The following is a 21,820-nucleotide window of genomic DNA, read 5'->3' as shown; positions in this document are numbered from 1 at the left end:
ACAGCTGCTCGCCTCGCTCGCGGCCTACTCGGCCACCAGAGGTCGCTGTCGAAGCAACTCAACCACCGGCAGATCGGGCTGCGCCCATTCCAACTCTTGCAGCTGGTTTGGGCGGAGCCACCGCAACACGTCGTGATCCGTGCTGCCGGGCGGCGGCGCATCCGTCAAGCGCGCCTCGTAACTGCTCAAGTCGATGTGCGCAGTGCCGGTCGGCGTTGTGGCTCGATGGATCAGTTTGCCGACCTCGATTATTACGCCGAGCTCTTCGCGGATCTCCCGTGTGAGAGCGTCCTCGGGCGACTCGCCCGGCTCGACCTTGCCGCCCGGGAACTCCCACAGCCCGCCTGCGGACCGGTCCGGGTTTCGCCGACATGCCAGAACGCATCCGTCACGAATGATGACAGCCGCGACAACGCGCACCGGCTCGTCCTGCACCTCGTCTGAGAACACCACCGCGCGAGCCCCGCCTCGCAGTCAACCGAGCAGGTCGCGCAGGATGGCGATCGCCCGAGCGTCGTCATCGGACTGCCCGCCCTCATGGTTGTTGTAGGGCCAGACCGTGATCTCCTTCGGACCGGCATAGTTGTTGAACGCGCCGAACACCGTCGACGGTGGGCAGGTCTCATCCATCAGCGCCGTGGTGAACCAGGCCGGCGCATGCGCGCGCTTGGCGAAGTTGACGCCGTCGAAGTAGCTGAGCACCTCATGGGCGCTCGCGACCTCGTCGCGATGCACGGCGAGATAGTTGCCGATCTCCTTGTACGGATGGTTGTCCGTGATGACCGTGGCGCGTGGAAAGTCGCAGAGAAACGGCACGTATGCGAACGCGGCAGCGACATTCGGAATCAGCCCGGCGGCCGCGAGCGTGATCCCGCCGCCTTGGCTGCCGCCCATGATCACGACACGATCTGAGTCGACGATGTCAAGTGAGCGAGCGGCGTCGACCGCACGCACGGCATCCGTGAACACGCGCCGGTAATAGTAGGTCTCGCGACTGCCGATACCGCGGGTCATGAAGCCCGGAAACTGGGGGCCGGAACCGTCCGGGTCCGCGGTGTCGCCGCGCGACCAGACCGAACCTTGCCCGCGCGTGTCCATCATCACGTGAGCGAACCCAGCGGATGCCCACAGCAAGTTCTCGAGCGCGTGCCCTCGGCCGCCGCCATACCCCTGGTACTGCACGATCGTCGGCAGCGGGCCGCGTGCCCCGGCCGGCACTCGCAGCCACGCCTTGACGGGCTGGCCGGCGAAACCCGGGAACGCGACGTCGAAAACGTCGACGGTCGTTAGCCCGGTATCAACCGGCACGACACTGACGGGCGCGCCGACGCCTCGACTGCTCTGCAGCGTTTCAGCCCAGAATGCGTCGAAGTCCTCCGGATCGGTCTGGGCGCTTCGATAGCTTCGGAGCTCCGGCTCGGGAAGATCGGTGAACATGATGTTCAGCCTAGCTTTGCCGGGCTTTGCTTCATCGCGTCGGCCGCGGTGCGGAGCTCCGCAGCGACACCCGCGCTGCGCCGGACATGCCTGATCAGCACTAACCGGTGATTCTGTGGGACGGCCGGGAGGCAGACGCTACAGTACAGGAGTGGCACTCAGGGGGGCTTCGCCGCGCCGACACGCGCACAGCCGACGTCGAGGATGGTTGATCGGTGTTGCCATCACGCTGACCGTCTTGCTCATTGCCGCGCCGTTCGCCATCGCGTGGGGGGCATCCGGGCTGCTGCTCACGCCCCATCACAACCTGACGACCGCCGCTGGAACCGTCGTCAGCGTCGACGGTAGCCAGATCGTGCTACAGCGCCGCTCGAGCACGCTGCGGCCAGGCACCTACGGACTGGTTTACCCCGGCGGCCGGGCCATCATCGGCAACATCACCGCCACCACGAAGAACACGGTGACCCGCACCCTGACCTCCTCGACCGGTCAGCTGACAGCGGGCACGAAGGTACAGCTCGATCCGGATGTCTGGGGAGGCAACCCGAAATCCAGCCTCGGCATCCCCTATTCAAACGTCGAAATCGCCGGGCAGCTCGGCCCGATGCCGGCCTGGCAGGTGGCCGGAACGGGCAGCACCTGGCTGATCTTCGTGCACGGCATCGACGGAAAGCGGCAGGGCGGATTGCGCCCGATGCAGACGATCGCAAGCACAGGCATCCCCTCGCTGTACATCACCTACCGCAACGACGTCGGTGCGCCGAAGAGCCCGGACGGGCTGTTCCATCTCGGCGACACGGAATGGCATGACCTCGACTCGGCTGCGGCCTACGCCGCATCGCACGGGGCGAAGAAGTTCATTCTGTATGGCGATTCGATGGGCGGCAGCATTGTCACCCAGTTCATCCACCACTCGCGCTATGCGGCTGATGTGGTCGGCATGGTGCTGGACGCGCCGGTGCTCAACTGGTCTGGCGTGCTCACCTCGGTCGCGCACCGTGAGCAGTTGGGGCTCTTGACACCCCTCGTGCTCGACTTCGTGAGCGCTCGGGGGAACATCGATCTGGCGAGTCTCGATGAGTTGGACCAGACGAGCGACTTCACGATGCCGATCATCCTGTTCCAGGGGCTCAGCGACGGGTTGGTGCCGCCAGCCGAGAGCAAGGAGTTCGCCGCGAAGACACACGCGACATATGTGCCGGTGAAGGGTGCGGGGCACATCCAAAGTTGGAACGTTGACCCGGCATCCTACGAAGCGCACCTGAGTTCATTTCTGCATTCAGTGCTGCCGAATCCGTGAGTACCCCCGAGTGGGGGGTAGCCGCGCTCCGGTATATTGCCGCTAAAGTGGCAAGCAGAGTCATCCGCGGCGATCGCGCACTACTGCCGCCTCTCTGTGCACGACCGGTGCACACCTAGAAGTGATGGCAGCGCGATTCACGTGAAGAGGTACCGATGAAGACCCATGCCCTGCTCCGGCGCAGTGCTCTCATTCTCGGCGGCGGAGTCCTCGCCGCCGCGCTCGCGTTCGGCGTGGGGTCGGCCGCAACAGCCTCCCCTCCCACCAATTCGGGAACGCAGGGCCTGAACTATGTTGCGCTCGGCGACTCCTATGCGGCCGGCTTTGGACTCACGCCACCCACAGGCACGCCTGTGCCGGGGTGCTTCCAGGCTGCCGTCGACTATCCGCACCAAGTGGCCACGGCCCTCGGCCTCAACCTGACGGACGCCTCCTGCAGCGCCGCCGCAACGGCCAACATCACCGGCCAGCAGGTCACTGTAAGCGGCACGGCTCCTGCGCAGATCGACTCGATCACGTCGTCAACCAACGTCGTTACGATCATGATCGGCGGAAACGATCTTGGGTTCTCCACCATCCTCGGGGCGTGCAGCGCCGCCACCCCGAGCGGCCCGCTCCTTTTGCACCCCGCACTCAACAGCTGCAAGGCCTACTTCGACGCGGGCGGCGTCGATACTTTGCAGGCCGCGATCAGCGGCCCAGTGACGACCGCGCTGTCGAACACGTTCCACGCCGTTCGCGCGAAGGCGCCAAACGCGACCATTATCGTGGTCGGCTACCCCGCACTCTTCCCCGATGCGGCAAACACGCCCACCACCCCCACCGGTTGCTTCACCCCCGTCGTCGACCTGTCGACGACGCCGCCAACCCCGATTCCGAACGCGAACGGCTTCCCATTTACGAACGCTGATGTGCCCTACCTGTACCAGACTCAGGTGAGCCTGAACACGGCGATCCAGACACAGGCCGCAGACATCGGCGCGACTTTCGTACCGCTGATGTCGCAGACCGTGGCGAACACCCCGTGCGCATATAACCCGAACGAGCAGATCAACGGCCTGAGTCTCACACCGACCGGCCAGCTGGCCTTCGGAGCAATGCACCCGAACGCGGTCGGCGTCACGACCTTGACCAGCGGGGTGAGCGCCGCGATCACCGCTGCGTTCCCGGACACCACCCCAACGCCAACGCCGACCCCGATCGCAACTTCTACCGCTCAGGCGGCCCCCGCATTGGCCGAGTCCGGCTCGGACGCAACGCCGGCAATCGCTGTTGGGGCTCTCGCTCTGCTCCTCGGCGTCGGCTCGCTCATTCTGGTCTCGGTCCGCCGCCGCGCCACCAAGGGGCACTGATCCGGCAGACAAGGATTACCACGGCCGCTCCGCGCGCTCGTCAAGCGTGCGGCGGACTGACGCGGCTCGGCTAGCGAGCGTATCGAGACCCGAGGGGTGCGGGTCTCGATACGCGTACTCGCCCGTCGGCTGCGCTCAGGGACCGAAAGCTCGCGCGCTACTCGACCACCGGGACTGCTCGTCGAGTAGCGAGGAACGAGCGTATCGAGACGCGGCTCTGCCGCTCAGACTGCAAGCGCGATCGGCGGGGACAGTTCGGCGATCGACGTGCCGACGTGCACTGCATACGTGCCCGGCTCGGTATGCCACGCGTGCTCCTCGACCGACCAGTATTGCAACGCCCTTTGTTCGACGTCGATCTGCACATTCTGGGTCTGCCCCGGCCGCGCGTGCACGACCGCGAATCCGGCGAGCCAGATCGCGGGCCGGTCGATCTCCGACGCGGATGTCCGTGACAGATACACCTGCACGACCTGCTTTCCGACGCGGTCGCCGGTGTTCGTCACGGCAAGGCTGACACCGAATCCGGATGCCGCGCTCGAGTCGGCCGCGCTGGCGCCGCTCGTGTCAATGCGTGCCTCGCCGAGCTTCCACTCGGTGTACCCGAGACCGTGCCCGAACGGGATGGCAGGGGCCGGCCCGCCCAACGCGGCCCGACGCATCCATTCGCGATAGCCGACGTGCAGCCCCTCGCTGTAGTACAGCCGGCCGTCGACTGGTTCGACCTGCCACACCGGAACATCCTCTTCGTTCGCCGGCCAGGTCGTCGGGATGCGTCCGCCCGGCTCGCGCACACCGACCAGCACGTCGGCGATTGCGTCACCCATCTCCTGCCCGGGGAACCAACTGAGCAGCACGGCGGGCGCATCCGCCAACCACGGCATGATGACCGGGCCGCCGGAGTTGACCACGACGACCGTGCGCGGGTTTGCGGCGATGGTGCGCCGCACGAGCTCGTCGCTGCCCTCCGGCAGGCGCAGGCTGGAGCGGTCGAAGCCCTCGGACTCGAGACGATCCGTCGTGCCGACGACCACCACCGCAACGTCGGCGTCGGCCGCGAGTGCTACTGCCCGGTCCAGTTCCTCGGCCGGCTCGCCGAACGGCTGCTCATAACCGAGCGTGAACATGACGGCGCTCAAGCCTTCCTGCATTTGCGGGCGGTGTTCGAGCAACAGCTCGACGCTTTGGCCGGCACGCAGAGTGACTGGGAACGACTGTTTCGGCGGGTTGAGGAACGCCATGAACGGGTCAGTGCCCTCGGGAAAGAACAGCCCGTTACTGACGGTCTCACCGTCGAGGTTCAGCGTGAAGTAGCCGAGTCCGGTGCACCCGAGCGCGTAGCTGCCATCACTCGGTGCCGTGAACACCGAGCGCACTTCCACGACGGCTGTTTCGCCGAGTACCGGGTCTCCCAGCCAGACCAACATGCCGCCACCTCGATGCTCATCGAGCAGCACGGCACCGCTTGCATCGAGAAAGCGCACGTGCACACCGGGTGTGCCGTCGACGGGGTCTGTCGCCACGTCTGCTCCCAACGGCAACAGCGGGTCCGCCGCGGGAATGCCAGGCGCGAAACGCACATTGTCGGCACCGAACGCGCTGCGGATGCCATCCAACGGCGACACGACGTGGTCAGGAAATACCGTCGCCGATCCGCCGCCCTGGTTGCGGCCGCGCTGCGCGTGCTGGCCGATCACCGCGATCGACGGATGCCCGCCCTCGACGCTGCCGACCGCCACAGGAAGCACGCCGTCGTTGCGCACGAGTACCATGCCGTCCGCTGCGGCCTCGCGCAGGAGCGCTGAGACGTCGGCAGAATCCCAGGCGTGGGCGAGCGGCGCGGCAGGGGCAACACCCTCCAGCGCACCGAGTCGGCCGGCCAGGCGCAGCAGGCGCGCCAGTTTCGCGTCGATCGCCGCCTCGTGTACCTGCCCTGACTTCACGGCCTCCACCAAGGCATCACCCCACACGCCAACCGGGCCGGGCATCGCCAGGTCTTGCGCGGCCGCGCCGGCGCCGACGGTGTCGCGCACGCCCATCCAGTCGGAGACGACGACGCCGTCGAAGCCCCACTCGTCTTTCAGCGGCGAGGTGAGCAGCTCGTTCTCCGTCATTGTGACACCGTTCACCGCGTTGTACGAGGACATCACCAGCCACGCGTGCCCCTCGGTGACCATCCGCTCGAACGGGGCGAGGTAGACCTCGCGGAGGGTACGCTCGTCCACCTGCACGTCAACGGTCATCCGATCGGTCTCGCTGTCGTTGGCCACGAAGTGTTTCGCGGTCGCCCCAACTCCGGCCGACTGCACACCCTTCACGAATGCGGTGCCCACGACGCCGGAGAGCCACGGGTCTTCGCTGAAGCCTTCAAAATGACGCCCGCCACGCGGCGAGCGCTGAATGTTCACCGTCGGGCCGAGCACCACGCCGACGCCCTTGCGCCGCGCTTCCGCGGCGATGAGTTCACCCAGCCGATGCACTCGTTCGAGGTCCCAGCTGGCCGCGAGTGCGGTCGGCGACGGCAGGCTTGCGGATGCGTCGCGCTCGTCCCAGAGCTGGCCGCGCACTCCTGCGGGCCCGTCTGAGACGACGATGGTCTCCAGTCCGATCTCCGGTTCGTCGTGAAGCGTCCAGAACGACGCTCCCGTGAGCAGCCGCACCTTGCGCTCGAGCGGGAGTCTGCTGATCAGTTCTTCGACGGCCTCGTCGGTCAAGAGGTTGGCGGATGTGGTCGTCATGCTGTGCCCTTCGCGTTCGATTGTGTATGCAGAAACCAAATGCCAGCCCAGGGCATCCAGCGCGGACGCTGTGCTGTTGTGAGCTCCACCGCGCTACCTCACCGACTTGATCGGGATGACGGCGAAGGCGCCGAGCAAGGCGATGACAATGCCGACCGGGAACAGTGCCGCGTAGCCGCCGCCCAGGCCGACGACGATGACGCCGGCGACGGCGGGCGCCAGTGTCTGCGGCAGGGTTGCCGCGATGTTCAGCACCCCGAGATCCTTGGCGAAGTCGGATTTCGACGGCAACACCTCGCTCATCAGGGCCGTGTCGACCGCCTGGTACGCACCGAAGCCGAGGCCGGAGATGAACGAGTAGATCATCATGCCGGTGAGTGTCGGCATGATCCACGGAACCAGTAGCGCAACCGCGAGTACACAGCCGGCGATGATCGCAAGCAGCTTGCGGCGTCCGAGTTTGTCAGACAGCGGCCCGCCGATCGCGGTCGAGATCAGGATGCCGGCGAAGCTGATCAACCCGAGCAGTGGGATCACGGCGACAGCGTTGCCCTTGAGCCCGATATAGTCCTGCAGGATGAAGAGCTGGTAGCCGGTCACCAGAAAGTATCCGATGTAGAGCAGCAGGCGCCCGGTGAATCCCCAGAAGAAGTCGGGGTGCTTGATGGGGCTGACCCAGAAGGTTTTCAGGAACTCCGTGAAGTTGAACGGCGGCTTCAGTTCACTCTTATTGGACAGGTCCTTGTTGAAGAGCACGAACAACACGATCAGCACCAGCGCGAGCCCCGCGAAGAAGAGGTAGCCGGCCGGAATGTTCTTCGCAAAAAGCGAGCCGACAACCTGGCCGCCGAGAGCACCGAGCATCAGGCCGATCCCGGCCAGCGCCGAGAACGTACCACGCACGCCGCGAGGAACACGGTCCGGCATGATTGCGCTCAGCGGGCCCTGGGCGAAGTTGTATGCGACCTGCACGCACACCCACGCGATCGTGATCTGCACGAGTCCATTCGCCAGGGAGATTCCAATCAGGGAAAGACCGCCGACGATCGCGCCACCGACCATCCACGGGGCGCGACGCCCGAAGCGGCTGCGCGTGCGGTCCGAGACCATCCCGGCGATCGGCTGGGCGATCATCGCGGCAAATGCCCCGATCGTGGTGGCGATGGCCAAGTTGAGTGCCTTGTTCGCGGGGTCGACACCCTGAATCTGCAGCGGCAACAGGATGCCGGGAATCGCGCCCCAGAGCATGAAGATGCCGACGTTCGCGAACAGCATCCAGAGCATCAGGCGACGCAAGCGCCCGCGGATCTTGACCTTTTCGAGACTCTCCGGGTCATAGCCTTCTGGGCTGAGCACGACGGTCGGCGCGACGCTCGCGTCCATCGCCGCGCCAGCGGGTGCGGCTGTAGAACTGGCGGATTCAGTACGCTCGCGCGAATCCCCCGGCGTGTTCGATGACGTCGTCGTCACGGTGATGTCCTCTCATCGGGCAAACCTCGTTGGCTGCTTACTCGCGTAACCGTACGCGGTGTCGACCCCAAATGCAAGCATTGCACGGTATTTGGTTTACACGTGTTAGCACGCAGCCGACACCCACGACTAGAATCACCATTGACATGTTCACCCCTCAGGTCGTCAAGCCGCCGACCAGCAATGACGTCGCGCTGGCCGCGGGTGTTTCGCGCGCGACGGTGTCGTTCGTTCTGAATGACAAACCGAACGCCCGCATCTCTGACGACACCCGGCATCGCGTGCTCGAGGCCGCTCACCGGCTCAGCTACCGGCCGAACGTCACCGCGCAGTCGCTTGCCTCCAGCTCGGTCTCCGGCCTGCTGGTTGCCCCGCCGCGCACTGACCTCGGCAGCGCACTGGCCCGCACGCTCGAACTCGTCATCGCGGCCGCCGTCGACGACGGCTCTGCGGTGCTGCGCGACGGCGACACATATTCGTCCGGGGCGGACGCAGCGATGTCGTGGACACGCATCCGCCCGGAATCGGTGCTGGCGAGCGCGGATCGCTGCGACGCGAGCGCGACGAGTGTGTTGCGTCTGGCGGGAGTGCGGGCACTGCTCGTTTATGGCGACGCGCCGGTCGATTACGCACCGTCGCTGGTGCTCGCTCAGGAGGCCTATGGCGCGCTCGCTGCGGAGCACCTCGTGCGGCTCGGGCACGGCGTGCTCTGCTACTTGCTTCCGGCCGCCCAAGAACTCGACAGCCTTTCCGCCGCTCGGTTTCGAGGAGCGGATGCCGTCGCGCGCGCGGCCGGCGCGCGACTCAAGGCGGTGCGGGCATCCGCGACGAGTACCTCGTTGCGGGACTGGGCGCACGGCTGGCGCTACGACGTGCAGGCGCCGACCGCTGTGATCGCCTACGACGACCGACACGCCGCCGCCGCGGTGCGGGCACTGACGGATGCCGGGGTGCATGTTCCCGCAGACGTTTCCGTCATCGGCGCGGGTGACGATCCGATCGCAAGCGAGTACTGCCCGCGCCTGAGTTCGGTCACCTTCTCGCCTGCACTGTTGGCCGCGTCGATCGGCGACGCCTTCACCGCGATGACCGCCGGCGAGCGCGTTGAACTCGTGCCGACGCCCGCGATGCACCTGTACGAGCGAGAGTCGACCGCGCCCGCTCCAGCTGTCTGAAGCCGGCCGCGTCATCCGCGAGCGCAGCGAGCAGCACGCCTGAACCGCTCGCGACTCGAATCAGCCGACAAGCTCTTCGAGCACCGACTCCAGCTGCGCGACCGCCCAGTCGATGTCGGCCGGATCGACCACGATCGGCGGCGATAGGCGGATCGTCGACTCGCCGACGGCCGTGGCCAGCAGCCCGCGGCGCGCCAGTCGTTCGCACACCTGGTCTGCGCTCGCCAGCAGTGGGTCGATGTCGACGCCGACCCACACGCCGACACCACGCACCGCGAGAACGCCACGCCCGACCAGTCGATCCAGTTCCGCGAGCATCCGGGTGCCGAGTAACTGCGCCCGCTCCTGCAACTCGCCCGTCTCGAGCAGTCCAACTACGGCACGCCCGATCGCCGCCGCCAGCGGGTTGCCACCGAACCCGCGGCCACGCCCGCCAACGCGGGCAATCGCGCCCAGAACGTCGCCGTCTCCCACGACGGCTGCTGCCGGGACGATCCCGCCGCCGAGCGCATTGCCGAGCAGATACAGATCGGGGACGACGTCGACCAGTTCGCAGGCGAACGTCTTTCCGGTGCGGCCGAGGCCGCTGTGCGTCTCGTCGGCAATCAGCAGCACGTCGAACCGTGTGGCCAGTTCACGCACAGCCGGAAGATAGGCGGCAGGCGGAACAACAATCCCCGCCTCCGCTCTGATCGGCTCGACCAGCACAGCGACCGTGTTCTCGTCGACTGCTGCCGCAATCGCGTCGGCGTCACCGTACGTAACCCGGCGGATGCCCGCACCCCCCACTTCGAGGCCGGCCACGATGACGTTCGCGCGATCGACGTCGATCCCCTTCACCCGTCGCCCCCACGACCGCACCGCTGCGACCGCAGCGGCAACCGCTTCCACGGCCGTTGCCATCGGTAACGCCAGTTCTTTGCCGGCGAGTGTTGCAAGGTCGTCGGCGAACAGGTCGAACTGCGCGTCCGGGAACGCGGTTCCCGTCAACGCGATACTGTCGAGCCGTTCATGTGCTGCCGCCAACAGAGCCGAGTTCGAATGGCCGAAGCTCACAGCGGAATTCAGAGCAAGGCAGTCTAGATAGCGTCTGCCGGAGGCATCCGTCGCCCACGCACCGTCTGCGGGGGTTGCGCCGATCGGCAGGTGGGTTGGCAGCAAATCGAGCGGCGTTCCACCCAGGTTCTCCCCGGGTCGGTCGTTGTTGTCCTCGCGTAGCGTGCGCATGGTCAGCGGCCCGTCAACATCACGTCAACGCCGCAGCTCAAGGGTGCAACACTTGACTCCACCGCCCCCAAGCAGCAATTCCGAGAGATTGACGCCGATCGGGTTGTAGCCGCGCTCGCGCAGCTGCGCCTCGAACCCGTTCGCACGGGAGGAGATCACCACGTTGTAGCCGTCACTGATCGAGTTCAGTCCGAGAACGGTCGAGTCCTCTTCGCTGACCAGAATCGCATCCGGATAGCGAGCTTCGAGGATCGCCAAGCTAGCCGCATCGAATGCGCTGGGCAGGTAGGCGATGTTCGCGTTCTCGGCACCGGTCACCGGATCCAGCACGGAGACCGCGGTGTCCAAGTGATAGAAGCTCGGATTGACGAGGCTCAGCGTGACGACCTCACGGTCGAAGACCCGCTCGACCTCGTCATGGCTCTCTGTGCTCGTGCGAAAGCCTGTGCCGGCCAGCACCGTGTTGCCGACAAGCAGAAAGTCACCTTCGCCCTCGTTCACGTGCTGCGGCTCCGTGACGTCGAAACCCTGAGCACGGAACCAGTCCATGAACGCAGGACCCTCCGGCTGTCGTTCCGGGTAGGCGAAGCTCGCCCCGTACACGCGGTTGTCGATCACGAACCCACCGTTTGCCGTGTAGACCATGTCGGGCAGACCCTCGATCTGGTCGATCAGGGTGACCTCGTGCCCGAGTTCACGATAGATGTCGTACAGCGACTGCCACTGCCGGACCGCGAGCGCGGTATCCGTTGGCACGGCCGGGTCCATCCATGGATTGATTCGGTAGGCGACGGTGAAGAAATCCGGGCGGCACATCAGATAGTGGCGCGTTGTGGCGGTATGGATCGCGTCTGCCGGAGAGGCCTCGTCAGCTGTGGTGGGAAGTGCGGACATGTTCCCAGTCTCGCACGCAGCTATCCGGTGATTCTCGGCTTCGTGCGCTGCTTTTTGGCGCGATTCGTCGCCTCTGCGCAAGGATCTCTCATAGGATGGCGATGTGGACAACCTCGATCGCAGCATCCTCGATCTCCTGCGACAGAACTCTCGCGCCGGTTACGGTGACATCGGGTCTGTTGTCGGGTTGTCGGCATCCGCGGTCAAGCGCAGGGTGGACCGCCTCGCTGCGGACGGGGTGATCCGCGGATTCACGATTCAGGTCGACCCCGCCGTTGACGGCATGGGCACCGAGGCGTATGTCGAATTGTTCTGCCGCGGCACGGTCGCGCCCGACGAATTGTTGCGCATCCTGTCCGCCGTGCCCGAGGTGGTCGACGCCGGCACCGTTACCGGCAGTGCGGATGCGATCGTGCACATTCGCTCGCGCGACATCGCGAGCCTCGAGGCGGCTCTCGAACGGGTGCGCCTCGCACCGAATGTCGACCACACCCGCAGCGCCATTGTGCTCTCACGACTAATCCACCGCACGCAGGAGTAGCGGCTCGTCACCGTCGCTGTGCTCGGTTTCAACGACGCGCTGGCTGGGGATACGCAGGCAACGCTCGGCTTGCGCAACGATGGTCCACAGGTGATATCCGTTGGATTCTGAGACGATATGAACGTGAAACTGCTCGTAGTAGAAGACGACGAAGATCTGGCCCGCCTCTTGAAACGCAGCCTGACGGCCGAGGGCTACGACGTGACGACCGTTGGCGACGGTATCCAAGCGATGATCGCCGTGCGCGACACCGACTTCGCGGCGGCGGCCGTCGACGTCATGTTGCCGGGCATGAGCGGCTTCGAATTCTGCAAGCACGTGCGGGAGGCCGGAAAGACCATGCCCGTGTTGATGCTCACGGCTCGGGATTCGATCGAGGATCGGGTGTACGGTCTCGACTCAGGGGCAGATGACTACCTCACGAAGCCATTCGCGTTCGCGGAGTTGAGCGCACGCATCCGGGCGCTGTTGCGTCGTGACCCCGCGACGGCTCGCCCGCATCTGACCATCGGCCAGCTCACGATTGACTCGCTGGAACATCGTGCACTGGTGAACGGCAAGGAGCTGCCGCTCAGCCCACGCGAGTTCACCCTGCTGCGACTGTTCGCCACCCACGCCGACGACACCCTCACGCGTACCACCATTCTCGAAGAGGTGTGGGGGTCGAGCGAGAATATCGGTCAGAACGTGATCGACCAATACGTCTCCTACCTGCGCAAAAAGCTCGACGCATCGGGCGCCGGTCTGCGCATCATCACGCTGCGCGGTCTCGGGTACCGCTTGACCGCGCTCGGCGCGTCGCCCGCCAACTAGTGAACGCTGCCACGCCGTGAACGCGTTCCGACGCCTGTCGATCTCGGCGCGCATCACGATCGGCAGCCTCATCGTGCTGATCGTCTTCGGCGCTGCGGCGGTCGTCGGGGTGCGCATGGGCGTCGCCGCTCTGCAGCACAATGCGACCGTGACGCTGCTGCAGCACGACGCTGCGCCGTTCGCGGAGACGCTTGAGAGCCATCCGACGCAAGCCATCGGCACCCCAGGCGAGAGTCAGGACATCGCGATCGTCGACCCGACCGGCGCGGTGCGACTGATGGCTCTTCCGCGCAGCTTGCGGCACCGGGTCGCCGAACTGGCAGCGGTGCGGGATAAACCGCAGGAGATCACCACTTCCAACGCCACCTATCTGGCCTTTGCGACGAGCACGCACACCCCGACTGGAACGTGGCAGGTCATCGCCGTGCGCAACGAGGACTCCAACGCTCTCGTGCTCGACCGGCTGAGCATTGCCCTGATCGTCGGTGCTGCTGTGCTCGTCGTGGCCTTCGGAATCGCATCATGGCTGCTGTCCCGCACCGCGCTGCGGCCCGTGAAGAACATGCAACGGCAAGCCGATCGGTTGTCTGCGAAACCCTCGGACGAGCTACTGCCTGTCGGTCCTGCCCGAGATGAACTGTCTGCCCTCGCCCTGACGCTCAACAGCCTGATCAGGCAGCTGCGGGCATCCGCCGATCGCGAAAAGCAGATGGTTTCGGATGCCAGTCACGAACTGCGAACACCGCTCGCCGTACTGCAGGGCGAGCTCGAACTTGCCGAACTCGACAGCGGGGATCCGGATGCGCTGCTGCACGACATCCGCTCCTCGCACGGCACCGTGCTGCGGCTGTCGCAACTCGCCAAGAACCTTCTGGAACTTTCACGGATCGAGGCAACTGCTTCGACCGGGCGCACCGCTTGGCGCGAACTGACCGACGAACTGGCCGACGCGATCGACCGTGCCCGCTCGCTCGAATCCGGCAGCCCGGGCGAGTCCGGCCCCGCGATCGATTTCGACTACGCGCCTCGGGACTCGTCCGATGCCGCTGTCGGGCTGTCTTCGAGCGACTTCGGGCGCATCCTGGACAATCTGCTCGGCAATGCGGTCGCCGCGATCGCGGATGCACGTGCCGCTGACGTCGGAGGCGATGCGTCCGGAGGCCATTCATCGCCGGGCGATGCGCCCGGGGGTAATACGTCCGGAGGCGATGCGTCAGGAGGCGCGGACCACGCGAGCGTGGCCGCCTCCATGACTCGCACAGCGGACCTGGTGCGACTGACCGTCGAAGACAGCGGACCCGGCATGCCGGAGGACTTCATTCCGGTCGCCTTAGACCGCTTCACCCGGGCGGATGCGTCGCGCGCCGCCCACAGCGGCGGCGGACTCGGCCTCGCGATCGTCAACGCGCTCGCGACCTCGGCCCACGGGACGGTGAGCCTGGCGAACGTTCCGAGCGGCGGCCTGCGCGTCACGATCGAGCTGCCCGTGGTGCCCGGTGCTGCACCGGACGTCGCGTCCTGAGTGCTGCGGGCTCCCGACCGGCGGATGCCCCACCTCGTTCGTCAACCGGTTCGCACGGTGGTGCTGTGCGCCCGTTTTTGCGGTGCGCGCAAATAGACCCTTGTGGCCGCGGACGAATCGCGCTACGTTAACCGAGGTTCATAGATCGCATCCACAGGAAGGGAGAACTGCCATGATGATCATCACTCGCGCAACGCCGGCATCGACGGTCGCAGCATCCTCCTGCGGAATTCGTTCGATCTGACTCCGGCGCTGCGGCGCTGACGTATCGCCACGCCTGAGCGCTGATTGCGTGATGGCCCCGGCGGCCGCGCCGCCTGTGGACACCGCATCGAAACGGTGCGCCTCCACGCTGCCGTAGCGCAACGCGCTATGGCAGACCAACTCGTCGCGATGCCACTACGGCGCGGTGTCGTCGGCGTGTGGGCGTCGGCCCTGCACACTTCCACCCCTTCTCCACCCGCAGTCGGAGGTACCGACAATGCCAACGCGCGACGATGAAATCACTCGACGTGCATCGCGCGGCATCCGGCGGAGGAATCGTCGAACAACGTGAGCCAGTTCTCCACGCCGAACTGTCCACACAGAACCCACCCCATCGAACGCTCCACACCGAACCCACCACACCGAACAGGATCATCATGAATACGCAACTCGTCGAGGCGCCCGTCGCCTCGACCACCGTTGAACGACAATCACCGGCGCGGCCGGTGCCCTCTCAAGTACTGCACCCTCCGAATACGCTCGAGCGCGTCGCCCTCCGGGTCGGCATCGCCTTGATCGTGTGGGGGCGCCGCCGGGCGCGCTTCGGCCCGACGAGGGACCAACTGGTACGTCGCCGCGCCACGATCAGCGCGCGCGAACGATTCGAGCGCGAACACGAACGCCGCTGGCACCTTGAAGGCCCGCGCCGTTGACTCGCGCCGCAACCGCGCCGCTCGACCGCTCGCCACTTCATAGTGCGCGAAGTGCTGTTTTGCCCGGGCAATCGAGCACTTCGCGCACTATGAAGGCGGCACGCCGTGCCACGCCCCTGGATACCAGTCCCCGTGGTCCTAGGACCACGGGGGACACTCGCGGCGCTAGCGCGATAGAGGGATCGTAGACACATGACATCGACACCCGCAGACAATCTCTCCAGCTCGACACTCCCGGGCGGCTCTTTCACGCTCGCCGCCGACCTCACCCTTACACGCATGGGTTACGGGGCGATGCAACTCGCCGGCCCGCGAGTATTCGGGCCGCCCGCCGATCGCGACGGCGCACGTGCTGTTCTGCGGGCGGCCGTCGAACTGGGGATCACCCACATCGACACCGCCGACTTCTACGGGCCATACGTGACCAACGAAATCATCAAGGAGGCGTTCTTCCCCTACCCGAGTGACCTTCACATCGTGACGAAGGTCGGTTCGCTGAGGGACGCAGGCGGCAACTGGAATCACGCGCGATCCCGCGAACAACTCCGCCAAGCGGTGCACGACAACCTCACGCGCCTCGGCCTGGACAGTCTCGATCTGGTCAACCTGCGCGTCGGCGGGTTCGCCGGCCCAACCCCGGGATCCATCGCCGAACCGTTCACCGTGTTGGCTGAACTGCGGCAGGAGGGCTTGATCCGGCATCTGGGTGTCAGCACGGTCAGCGCTGATCAAGTGGCCGAGGCGCAGGCGATCGCACCGGTCGTCTCGGTGCAGAACTTCTATAACATCGCCAACCGGCAGGACGACGCGCTGATCGACTCGCTCACCGAACAGGGGATCGCGTACGTACCGTACTTTCCGTTGGGCGGGTTCTCTCCATTGCAGTCCGACACCCTGAACCGGGTCGCCGATCGCCTTGGCGCTGCCCCGATGGGGGTGGCGTTGGCTTGGCTTCTGCAGCGCTCCCCCAACATCTTGCTCATCCCCGGCACGTCCTCGGTCGCGCACCTGCGCGAAAACGTCGCTGGCGCCGGAATTGAATTGACCGGCGAAGACGTTGCGGAGTTGGATTCCATCGCCGACTGATGCCGGCGCCCCGCTTGCCTGCCGCACCCTCTTGGTACATGATCGATACAAAGAAGGGGCGGCGAGATGGCTGAGCAGCCAACCCGAGGTAACGGATGTTGAGCATCGACCCTGGCTCTGCGACACCGCCGTTCGAGCAGTTGCGCATGCAGATCATCGAGGCGGTGCGTAACGGCGAACTCGTTGCAGGCGCACGCCTGCCGACGGTGCGCAAACTCGCAGATGACCTCGGGCTCGCCCCGAACACGGTCGCGCGCAGCTATCGCGAACTTGAACAAGGCGAGGTGATCGAGACGCGAGGCCGGCAAGGCTCGTTCATCGCGGCGACAGGAGATGTGACGCACCGGCAAGCGCAGGTGGCGGCATCCGCTTTCGCGCTGCGGATGTCTGAACTCGGCATCCCCACGGACGAGGCGACCAAGCTGGTCACCGCCGCGCTGCGGCATACGAGCGGCCCGCGATGACCGACACTGCGGCGCTCCCAGAGTTCAATGACCCGGGCGGCGAGGAAGTACCACTGCTCGGCGGCGACGTGACCGATGGGCTCGTGCGAGTCGGAGACACGGTGCGGCGCCCGCGCGGATCCGCGCCGTCTGCCGTGCCTCGCCTGCTGACCGCCCTCGCCTCGATCGGGTTCGCGGGTGCACCCCGCTACCTCGGCGTCGACGCACAGAATCGCGACGTACTGACGTATCTGACCGGCGAGGTGGCGGGGCGACCGTGGCCGGCCTGGGTGGCCGACGAGTCTCGTATCGCCAGTGTGGCGCGTTTGGTCCGCGCGTACGACGACGCTGTTGCGCCGCTCGGCGTACCAGAATGGGCGCGCGCAATGCGGATGCCAGACCCGCCAGGAACCCCGCCATCCATCGCAGGCACCCCCGTGCTCATCGGGCATCTGGACATCACGCCGGAGAACGTGGTTTTCACCAACGGCCGCGCGAGCGCACTCATCGACTTCGACCTGGCCCGCCCTGCGACTCGTGCCGAGGAGGTGTGCAACATGCTGCTCTGGTGGGGCGCATGGATGCCGCCTGCCGATCGCGAACCCGTGCTTCGCAACACGGATGCGAGCGCACGCGCGGCGGTCCTCGTGAATGCGTACCGGCTCGATCCCGCCGACCGTGCCCGCCTGGTCGCGCTGTCAATCAACGGCGCCGACCGGTCCTGGCACCTGATGAAGTATCGCAGCGAAACACTCGGAGGCGGTTGGCGCCGAATGTGGGATGCGGGCGTGGGCGAGCGCATCCGTCGCCGTCAGTTTTGGCTGGAACGCAACCGCTCCACGCTCGACGCCGCTGTGACGGCTACCCCTGCGGCAGAAGCACAGTAGCGACTGAGCACGTCACGGGGCAGGGGCGAGGCGGTCAGATGACGCCTTCACTCAGGTGCGTCGGGTTGCCGAAGCGGTGATTCGTGATCGAGATCGCCTGTTCGTGCACGAACGGCAGCAGCTCAACTCTGCCAGACGGCGTCACCGCGCCCGCATACACCGCGATGTCCGGCGTTCCGCGCAGCGCCCCGGCAAGGGCCAGCGGGTCTCCCCCGATCAGGCGGATGCGATGCACCTCACGTTCGACTCCCCCGATCACTGTTCGGCTCGGTGTGGCGCCGTTCAACGCAGCAGCACCAGCGCGACTCACGCCCGGGCCGGATGCCGCAACGCGGCCGAGCCACGTCGCATCCGATTCGACGACCACCGGAATGTCGCGCGAGCGCAACACCTGGCGGAGCGTGCTCGGCAGTTTCTGCGGTGCGCTCACGTCGAACGGCGACTTCACGACGGTCGCAGCCGCGAGAATGCGGAGCAGGTCGGGAAGCTCGGAGCCCTCGGACAGCCGGATGCTGACCGGCACCGGCCGGTAGCGGAACACATTGCGTTCCACGCCGAGCCCGGAGACGTCTTTCACCTGATTGAACTCGGTCGCGGCGGCGATCGCGTCGCTCAATGCCGAGCGGCGCACCCGATCGAAGTCCTCATAACTCATCGACGACTGACCGGATTCGATCAACTGTGTGACTCGTGCCTCGAGCCCGCGCAGATGCAGACTCGAACTGGAATGTCCGGTCTCCGGCAGCCACGAGCCCAGCCCGAACAGATAGTTGGGGCCGCCGGCTTTCGCTCCGGCGCCGACCGACGAGCGCTTCCAGCCGCCGAACGGCTGGCGTTGCACGATCGCACCGGTGATGCCGCGATTCACATAGAGGTTGCCGGCCTGAACCGTGGCGAGCCACAGAGCGAGTTCGTCGGAGTCGAGTGAGTGCAGCCCTGCAGTGAGTCCGTAGTCGACCGCGTTCTGATAGCGGATTGCCTCCGTCAGATTGCGAGCGTGCATGATCCCGAGCACAGGGCCGAAGAACTCGGTGAGGTGGAAGTAGGACCCGGGCTGCACACCGGTGCGCACGCCGGGCGACCATAGGCGGCCAGTCTCATCCAGCTGCCGAGGTGTGACCAGCCACTCCTCGCTGCCTCCGAGCGTGGTGAGCGCGTGCAGAAGCTTGCCGGACGCCGGCTCGATCAGCGGCCCCATCTGACTGAGGGCATCCTGCGGGTAGCCGACGTGCAGGCTGGTGACAGCGTCGACGAGCTGGTTGCGGAAACGCTCCGACTTCGCCACCGACCCGACCAGGATGACCAGGCTCGCAGCAGAGCACTTCTGGCCGGAATGCCCGAACGCACTCTTGACGATGTCGGCGACCGCAAGATCGTAGTCGGCGTTCGGTGTGACGATGATCGCGTTCTTGCCGCTGGTCTCGGCGAGCAGGGGAAGGTCCGGCCGCCAAGACCGAAACAGCTTCGCCGTCTCATACGCGCCGGTCAGAATGACACGGTCGACGCGAGGGTCTGAGATCAACTGCTGTCCGAGGGCTCCCTCGTCAACATCGACGAGCGCGAGCAACTCGCGGGCGATCCCGGCCTCCCACAGCGCTTCGACCATGATCGCCGCCGAGCGCTTCGCCTGTGGCGCAGGCTTGATGATCACGCCGCTTCCCGACGCGAGTGCGGCAAGCACGCTTCCGGCCGGAATTGCCACCGGGAAGTTCCAGGGCGGCGTCACCACGGTCAGCTTCGACGGCGAGAAAACGGCGCCCTGCACCGTGTCGAGCTCACGCGCCCGCGCCGCATAGTAGTGGGCGAAATCGACCGCTTCGCTGACCTCAACATCTGCCTCCGCGATGGTCTTTCCGGTCTCGGACGCCATCACCTCGATCAGACGATCACGGTTGGCGGAAAGCGCCAGCCCCGCCCGATCGAGCGCTGCCCCCCGGTCGACGCCGAGCCAGTAACCCCAGCGCTGGCCGGCATCGCGCACGCTAGCGATCACACGATCGAGCGCGGCGGCATCCGTTACGCCCGCGTTCAGAATCGTGGCCATCCCCAATTCGGATGTCGCCACCCGGCTCAGGATGCGACGCCCCCACGCGCGGTTCGCAGGCAGGGCGGGGTCGGTGTCCGCCTCGTTGCGGAAGCCATCGCGCTCGGTCCCTGAGCCTTCCCCGGTCTCTGAGCTTGCCGCGGTCCCTGCGCTTGCCGCGGTCCCTGAGCTTGCCGAAGGGCCTGAGCGGATCACCTGAACCATTTCCGTGAGAGGCGCACCGGTGTCGGCACCATCTGATCCGCCGGAACCGCCTCGCTGCAATCCCAGCACCGCAGCGGTCAGGCCATCCTCGGTTGAAGCGGGGTCGAGGAGGATGGGCGACGGGCGGAACAGTGTGGTGTCGGCGGCGTCCTGCCACTCGCGGCCGCGGTCCTGGGTGCGGTTCGGCAGAGGAGCGAGCCCGTGCGGGCCCTCATCCGCTTCGAATTCCGCGACCGACGCAAGAAAACGTTGCTTTTCGCGCTCGAACAGGGCCCGATTCTCGGTCAATTCGAACACCGCAGACATGAAGTTCTCGCTGCTGGCGTTCTCTTCCAGACGGCGAATCAAGTAGGAGATCGCGACGTCGAATTCGTGCGGGTGAACGACCGGTGTGTAGAGCAGGAGGCGGCCGACGGTGCGGGTGACGGCATCCGCTTGTTCTGTCGCCATGCCGAGGAGCATCTCGAATTCGACGCGATCCTCGACACCGCGCCGGGTGGCCAGGAGCCAGGCGAAGGCGACGTCGAACAGGTTGTGCCCCGCGATGCCGAGCTTCACCGCGTGCGTGTGATCGGGGGTGAGCGCCCAGTCGAGCACACGCTTGTAGTTGGCGTCGGTCGACTGTTTGCTGCCGTACGGCGCCTGCGGCCAGCCGTGCACGATCGCATCCACCCGCTCCATCGCGAGGTTCGCACCCTTGACCAGGCGTACCTTGATCGGCGCTCCTCCGCCTGCCCGGCGGGCCTGCGCCCACTCGGTGAGACCCTGCAGGGCATCCAGCGCGTCGGGCAGATAGGCCTGTAAGACGATGCCTGCCTCGAGCTGCTGCAATTGCGGCTGGCTCAGGATGCGCTGAAACACCGCGATGGTCAGGCCCAAGTCGTGGTATTCCTCCATGTCGAGGTTGATGAACTTGGTGGGGCGACTGGCAGCGGCCAGCTCGTACAGAGGAGTCAATCGTTCGACCACGCGCGTGACGGCCTCGTCGAACGACCACATCGACAGTTGGCTGGCGATCGAAGAAACTTTGATCGACACGTAGTCGACGTCGTCCCGGCTCAACAGGGTACGGGTGCCGTCGAGGCGGCGGGCCGCCTCCTTCTCGCCGAGCACCGCCTCGCCGAGCAGGTTGAGGTTCAGGCGCGGACCGGGCGCACCACCCGAGCCGGTCGCTGAGCTTGTCGAGCCGGTCGCTGAGCTTGTCGAGCCGGTCGCTGAGCTTGTCGAAGCGCGGAGCTGTGCGATGGCAGCACCGAGCTTGGCGGGAGTCGCATCTACGACGAGATGGCCGACCATTCGGCGAAGGACGGCGCGAGCGATCGGGATGACGATCCACGGCACGACTGGCCCGAAGACGCCGCCGAGCCAGATCGCGAAACGCATGTACCAGGGCAGGAACGCCGGCACCTTCTTCGCGATGCGCTGCAGGTTGTACCCGGCGACGAACAAATCCTGTGGCCGGGCTACGCCGTCCACGAAACCGACGGCGAAATCCAGCCCGTTCGGGTCTTTCAGCACGCCGGCAAGCCGTTCAGCGGCCCGGTCGACGGTGGTGCGCTTGCCGTCTTCGCCGACCGTGCCGGTGCCTGATGCCAGCCATTGTTCGACCAGTGCGATTGCAGCGATGGAAAGTTCTGACGGGCGTGTTTCAGCTCCGGCGGATGGCGGGGTCATATTTCGAGGATATGCGGTGAGTTGCGCATTTTAACGGGTTTCAGCGCAAGAGTTCGCTGCATCCTCCCGCGAATGTGCAGCACCCTTGCGCTACGG

Annotated in this window: 17 protein-coding genes; 10 read left to right on the top strand and 7 right to left on the bottom strand. The window is 66.0% G+C overall.

Features of this window, described 5'->3' with window-relative positions; all coding sequences use genetic code 11:
- Positions 1–24: 24 nt before the first annotated feature.
- Positions 25–453: a (deoxy)nucleoside triphosphate pyrophosphohydrolase gene (locus QU604_RS01145; protein WP_308466960.1), complete on the bottom strand. Its 429-nt coding sequence runs from the start codon at positions 451–453 to the stop codon at positions 25–27.
- 21 nt (positions 454–474) lie between these two features.
- Positions 475–1,437, bottom strand: coding sequence for an acetylxylan esterase (locus tag QU604_RS01140; RefSeq protein WP_308466959.1), 963 nt, complete (start codon positions 1,435–1,437; stop codon positions 475–477).
- 151 nt (positions 1,438–1,588) lie between these two features.
- Here QU604_RS01140 and QU604_RS01135 point away from each other — a divergent pair, with 151 nt between their 5' ends.
- Positions 1,589–2,737 (top strand): alpha/beta hydrolase family protein, encoded by a 1,149-nt coding sequence (locus tag QU604_RS01135; protein WP_308466958.1) that lies wholly within the window; start codon positions 1,589–1,591, stop codon positions 2,735–2,737.
- Positions 2,738–2,892: 155 nt separating this feature from the next.
- On the top strand, positions 2,893–4,089 hold the full coding sequence (locus QU604_RS01130; RefSeq protein WP_308466957.1) for an SGNH/GDSL hydrolase family protein: 1,197 nt from the start codon (positions 2,893–2,895) through the stop codon (positions 4,087–4,089).
- 224 nt (positions 4,090–4,313) lie between these two features.
- Here the strand turns inward: QU604_RS01130 and QU604_RS01125 are convergent, their stop codons facing one another.
- Complete coding sequence (locus QU604_RS01125; protein ID WP_308466956.1) at positions 4,314–6,827, bottom strand: beta-glucosidase family protein; 2,514 nt, start codon at positions 6,825–6,827, stop codon at positions 4,314–4,316.
- A 93-nt stretch (positions 6,828–6,920) separates the two neighbouring features.
- Positions 6,921–8,297, bottom strand: a complete 1,377-nt coding sequence (locus tag QU604_RS01120) for an MFS transporter (RefSeq protein ID WP_308466955.1) — start codon at positions 8,295–8,297, stop codon at positions 6,921–6,923.
- Between the two features lie 146 nt (positions 8,298–8,443).
- Between QU604_RS01120 and QU604_RS01115 the strand changes: the two genes are divergently transcribed.
- A complete protein-coding gene (locus QU604_RS01115) occupies positions 8,444–9,472 on the top strand; it encodes a LacI family DNA-binding transcriptional regulator (protein WP_308466954.1) in 1,029 nt (342 codons plus the stop codon).
- A gap of 60 nt (positions 9,473–9,532) precedes the next feature.
- On the opposite strand, the gene QU604_RS01110 is transcribed toward QU604_RS01115, so the two are convergent.
- Together QU604_RS01110 and ddaH are read right to left on the bottom strand one after the other, a co-directional pair.
- Positions 9,533–10,699 (bottom strand): aminotransferase class III-fold pyridoxal phosphate-dependent enzyme, encoded by a 1,167-nt coding sequence (locus QU604_RS01110; RefSeq protein ID WP_308466953.1) that lies wholly within the window; start codon positions 10,697–10,699, stop codon positions 9,533–9,535.
- A gap of 24 nt (positions 10,700–10,723) precedes the next feature.
- Positions 10,724–11,593 (bottom strand): dimethylargininase, encoded by an 870-nt coding sequence (gene ddaH / locus QU604_RS01105; RefSeq protein ID WP_345784274.1) that lies wholly within the window; start codon positions 11,591–11,593, stop codon positions 10,724–10,726.
- Between the two features lie 103 nt (positions 11,594–11,696).
- Here ddaH and QU604_RS01100 point away from each other — a divergent pair, with 103 nt between their 5' ends.
- The 7 genes from QU604_RS01100 (at position 11,697) to QU604_RS01070 (ending at position 17,802) form a co-directional block, all read left to right on the top strand.
- Positions 11,697–12,134 (top strand): Lrp/AsnC family transcriptional regulator, encoded by a 438-nt coding sequence (locus QU604_RS01100; RefSeq protein WP_308466952.1) that lies wholly within the window; start codon positions 11,697–11,699, stop codon positions 12,132–12,134.
- A gap of 123 nt (positions 12,135–12,257) precedes the next feature.
- Positions 12,258–12,947: a response regulator transcription factor gene (locus QU604_RS01095; protein ID WP_308466951.1), complete on the top strand. Its 690-nt coding sequence runs from the start codon at positions 12,258–12,260 to the stop codon at positions 12,945–12,947.
- Positions 12,948–12,963: 16 nt separating this feature from the next.
- Positions 12,964–14,469, top strand: a complete 1,506-nt coding sequence (locus tag QU604_RS01090) for a sensor histidine kinase (protein ID WP_308466950.1) — start codon at positions 12,964–12,966, stop codon at positions 14,467–14,469.
- Positions 14,470–14,966: 497 nt separating this feature from the next.
- Positions 14,967–15,386 carry a hypothetical protein gene (locus QU604_RS01085; RefSeq protein WP_308466949.1) on the top strand — a complete coding sequence of 140 codons (420 nt, stop codon included), beginning with the start codon at positions 14,967–14,969 and terminating at the stop codon, positions 15,384–15,386.
- Positions 15,387–15,578: 192 nt separating this feature from the next.
- The gene (locus QU604_RS01080) at positions 15,579–16,472 is read left to right on the top strand and encodes an aldo/keto reductase family oxidoreductase (protein WP_308466948.1); all 894 of its coding nucleotides are present in this window, start codon (positions 15,579–15,581) and stop codon (positions 16,470–16,472) included.
- A 95-nt stretch (positions 16,473–16,567) separates the two neighbouring features.
- Positions 16,568–16,936, top strand: coding sequence for a GntR family transcriptional regulator (locus tag QU604_RS01075; protein WP_308466947.1), 369 nt, complete (start codon positions 16,568–16,570; stop codon positions 16,934–16,936).
- Positions 16,933–17,802 carry a phosphotransferase gene (locus QU604_RS01070; protein WP_308466946.1) on the top strand — a complete coding sequence of 290 codons (870 nt, stop codon included), beginning with the start codon at positions 16,933–16,935 and terminating at the stop codon, positions 17,800–17,802. The genes QU604_RS01075 and QU604_RS01070 overlap by 4 nt, the downstream gene beginning before the upstream one ends.
- 34 nt (positions 17,803–17,836) lie before the next feature.
- Here the strand turns inward: QU604_RS01070 and QU604_RS01065 are convergent, their stop codons facing one another.
- Positions 17,837–21,724, bottom strand: coding sequence for a proline dehydrogenase family protein (locus QU604_RS01065; RefSeq protein ID WP_308466945.1), 3,888 nt, complete (start codon positions 21,722–21,724; stop codon positions 17,837–17,839).
- Positions 21,725–21,820: the final 96 nt, after the last annotated feature.

The organism is Rathayibacter sp. SW19, from assembly GCF_030866825.1.
In the GTDB taxonomy this organism is placed as follows: domain Bacteria; phylum Actinomycetota; class Actinomycetes; order Actinomycetales; family Microbacteriaceae; genus Rathayibacter_A; species Rathayibacter_A soli.
The sequence above is the reverse complement of the archived record's forward strand: the minus strand, read 5'-3'. Positions and strand labels throughout refer to the sequence as shown.

Bases quoted from the DNA above. Each gene is read 5' to 3' on its own strand.
- QU604_RS01140 (WP_308466959.1), bottom strand. From the start codon at position 1,437: ATGTTCACCGATCTTCCCGAGCCGGAGCTCCGAAGCTATCGAAGCGCC.
- QU604_RS01130 (WP_308466957.1), top strand. From the start codon at position 2,893: ATGAAGACCCATGCCCTGCTCCGGCGCAGTGCTCTCATTCTCGGCGGC.
- QU604_RS01125 (WP_308466956.1), bottom strand. From the start codon at position 6,827: ATGACGACCACATCCGCCAACCTCTTGACCGACGAGGCCGTCGAAGAA.
- QU604_RS01115 (WP_308466954.1), top strand. From the start codon at position 8,444: ATGTTCACCCCTCAGGTCGTCAAGCCGCCGACCAGCAATGACGTCGCG.
- QU604_RS01110 (WP_308466953.1), bottom strand. From the start codon at position 10,699: ATGCGCACGCTACGCGAGGACAACAACGACCGACCCGGGGAGAACCTG.
- ddaH (WP_345784274.1), bottom strand. From the start codon at position 11,593: ATGTCCGCACTTCCCACCACAGCTGACGAGGCCTCTCCGGCAGACGCG.
- QU604_RS01085 (WP_308466949.1), top strand. From the start codon at position 14,967: ATGAAATCACTCGACGTGCATCGCGCGGCATCCGGCGGAGGAATCGTC.
- QU604_RS01080 (WP_308466948.1), top strand. From the start codon at position 15,579: ATGACATCGACACCCGCAGACAATCTCTCCAGCTCGACACTCCCGGGC.
- QU604_RS01075 (WP_308466947.1), top strand. From the start codon at position 16,568: ATGTTGAGCATCGACCCTGGCTCTGCGACACCGCCGTTCGAGCAGTTG.
- QU604_RS01070 (WP_308466946.1), top strand. From the start codon at position 16,933: ATGACCGACACTGCGGCGCTCCCAGAGTTCAATGACCCGGGCGGCGAG.
- QU604_RS01065 (WP_308466945.1), bottom strand. From the start codon at position 21,724: ATGACCCCGCCATCCGCCGGAGCTGAAACACGCCCGTCAGAACTTTCC.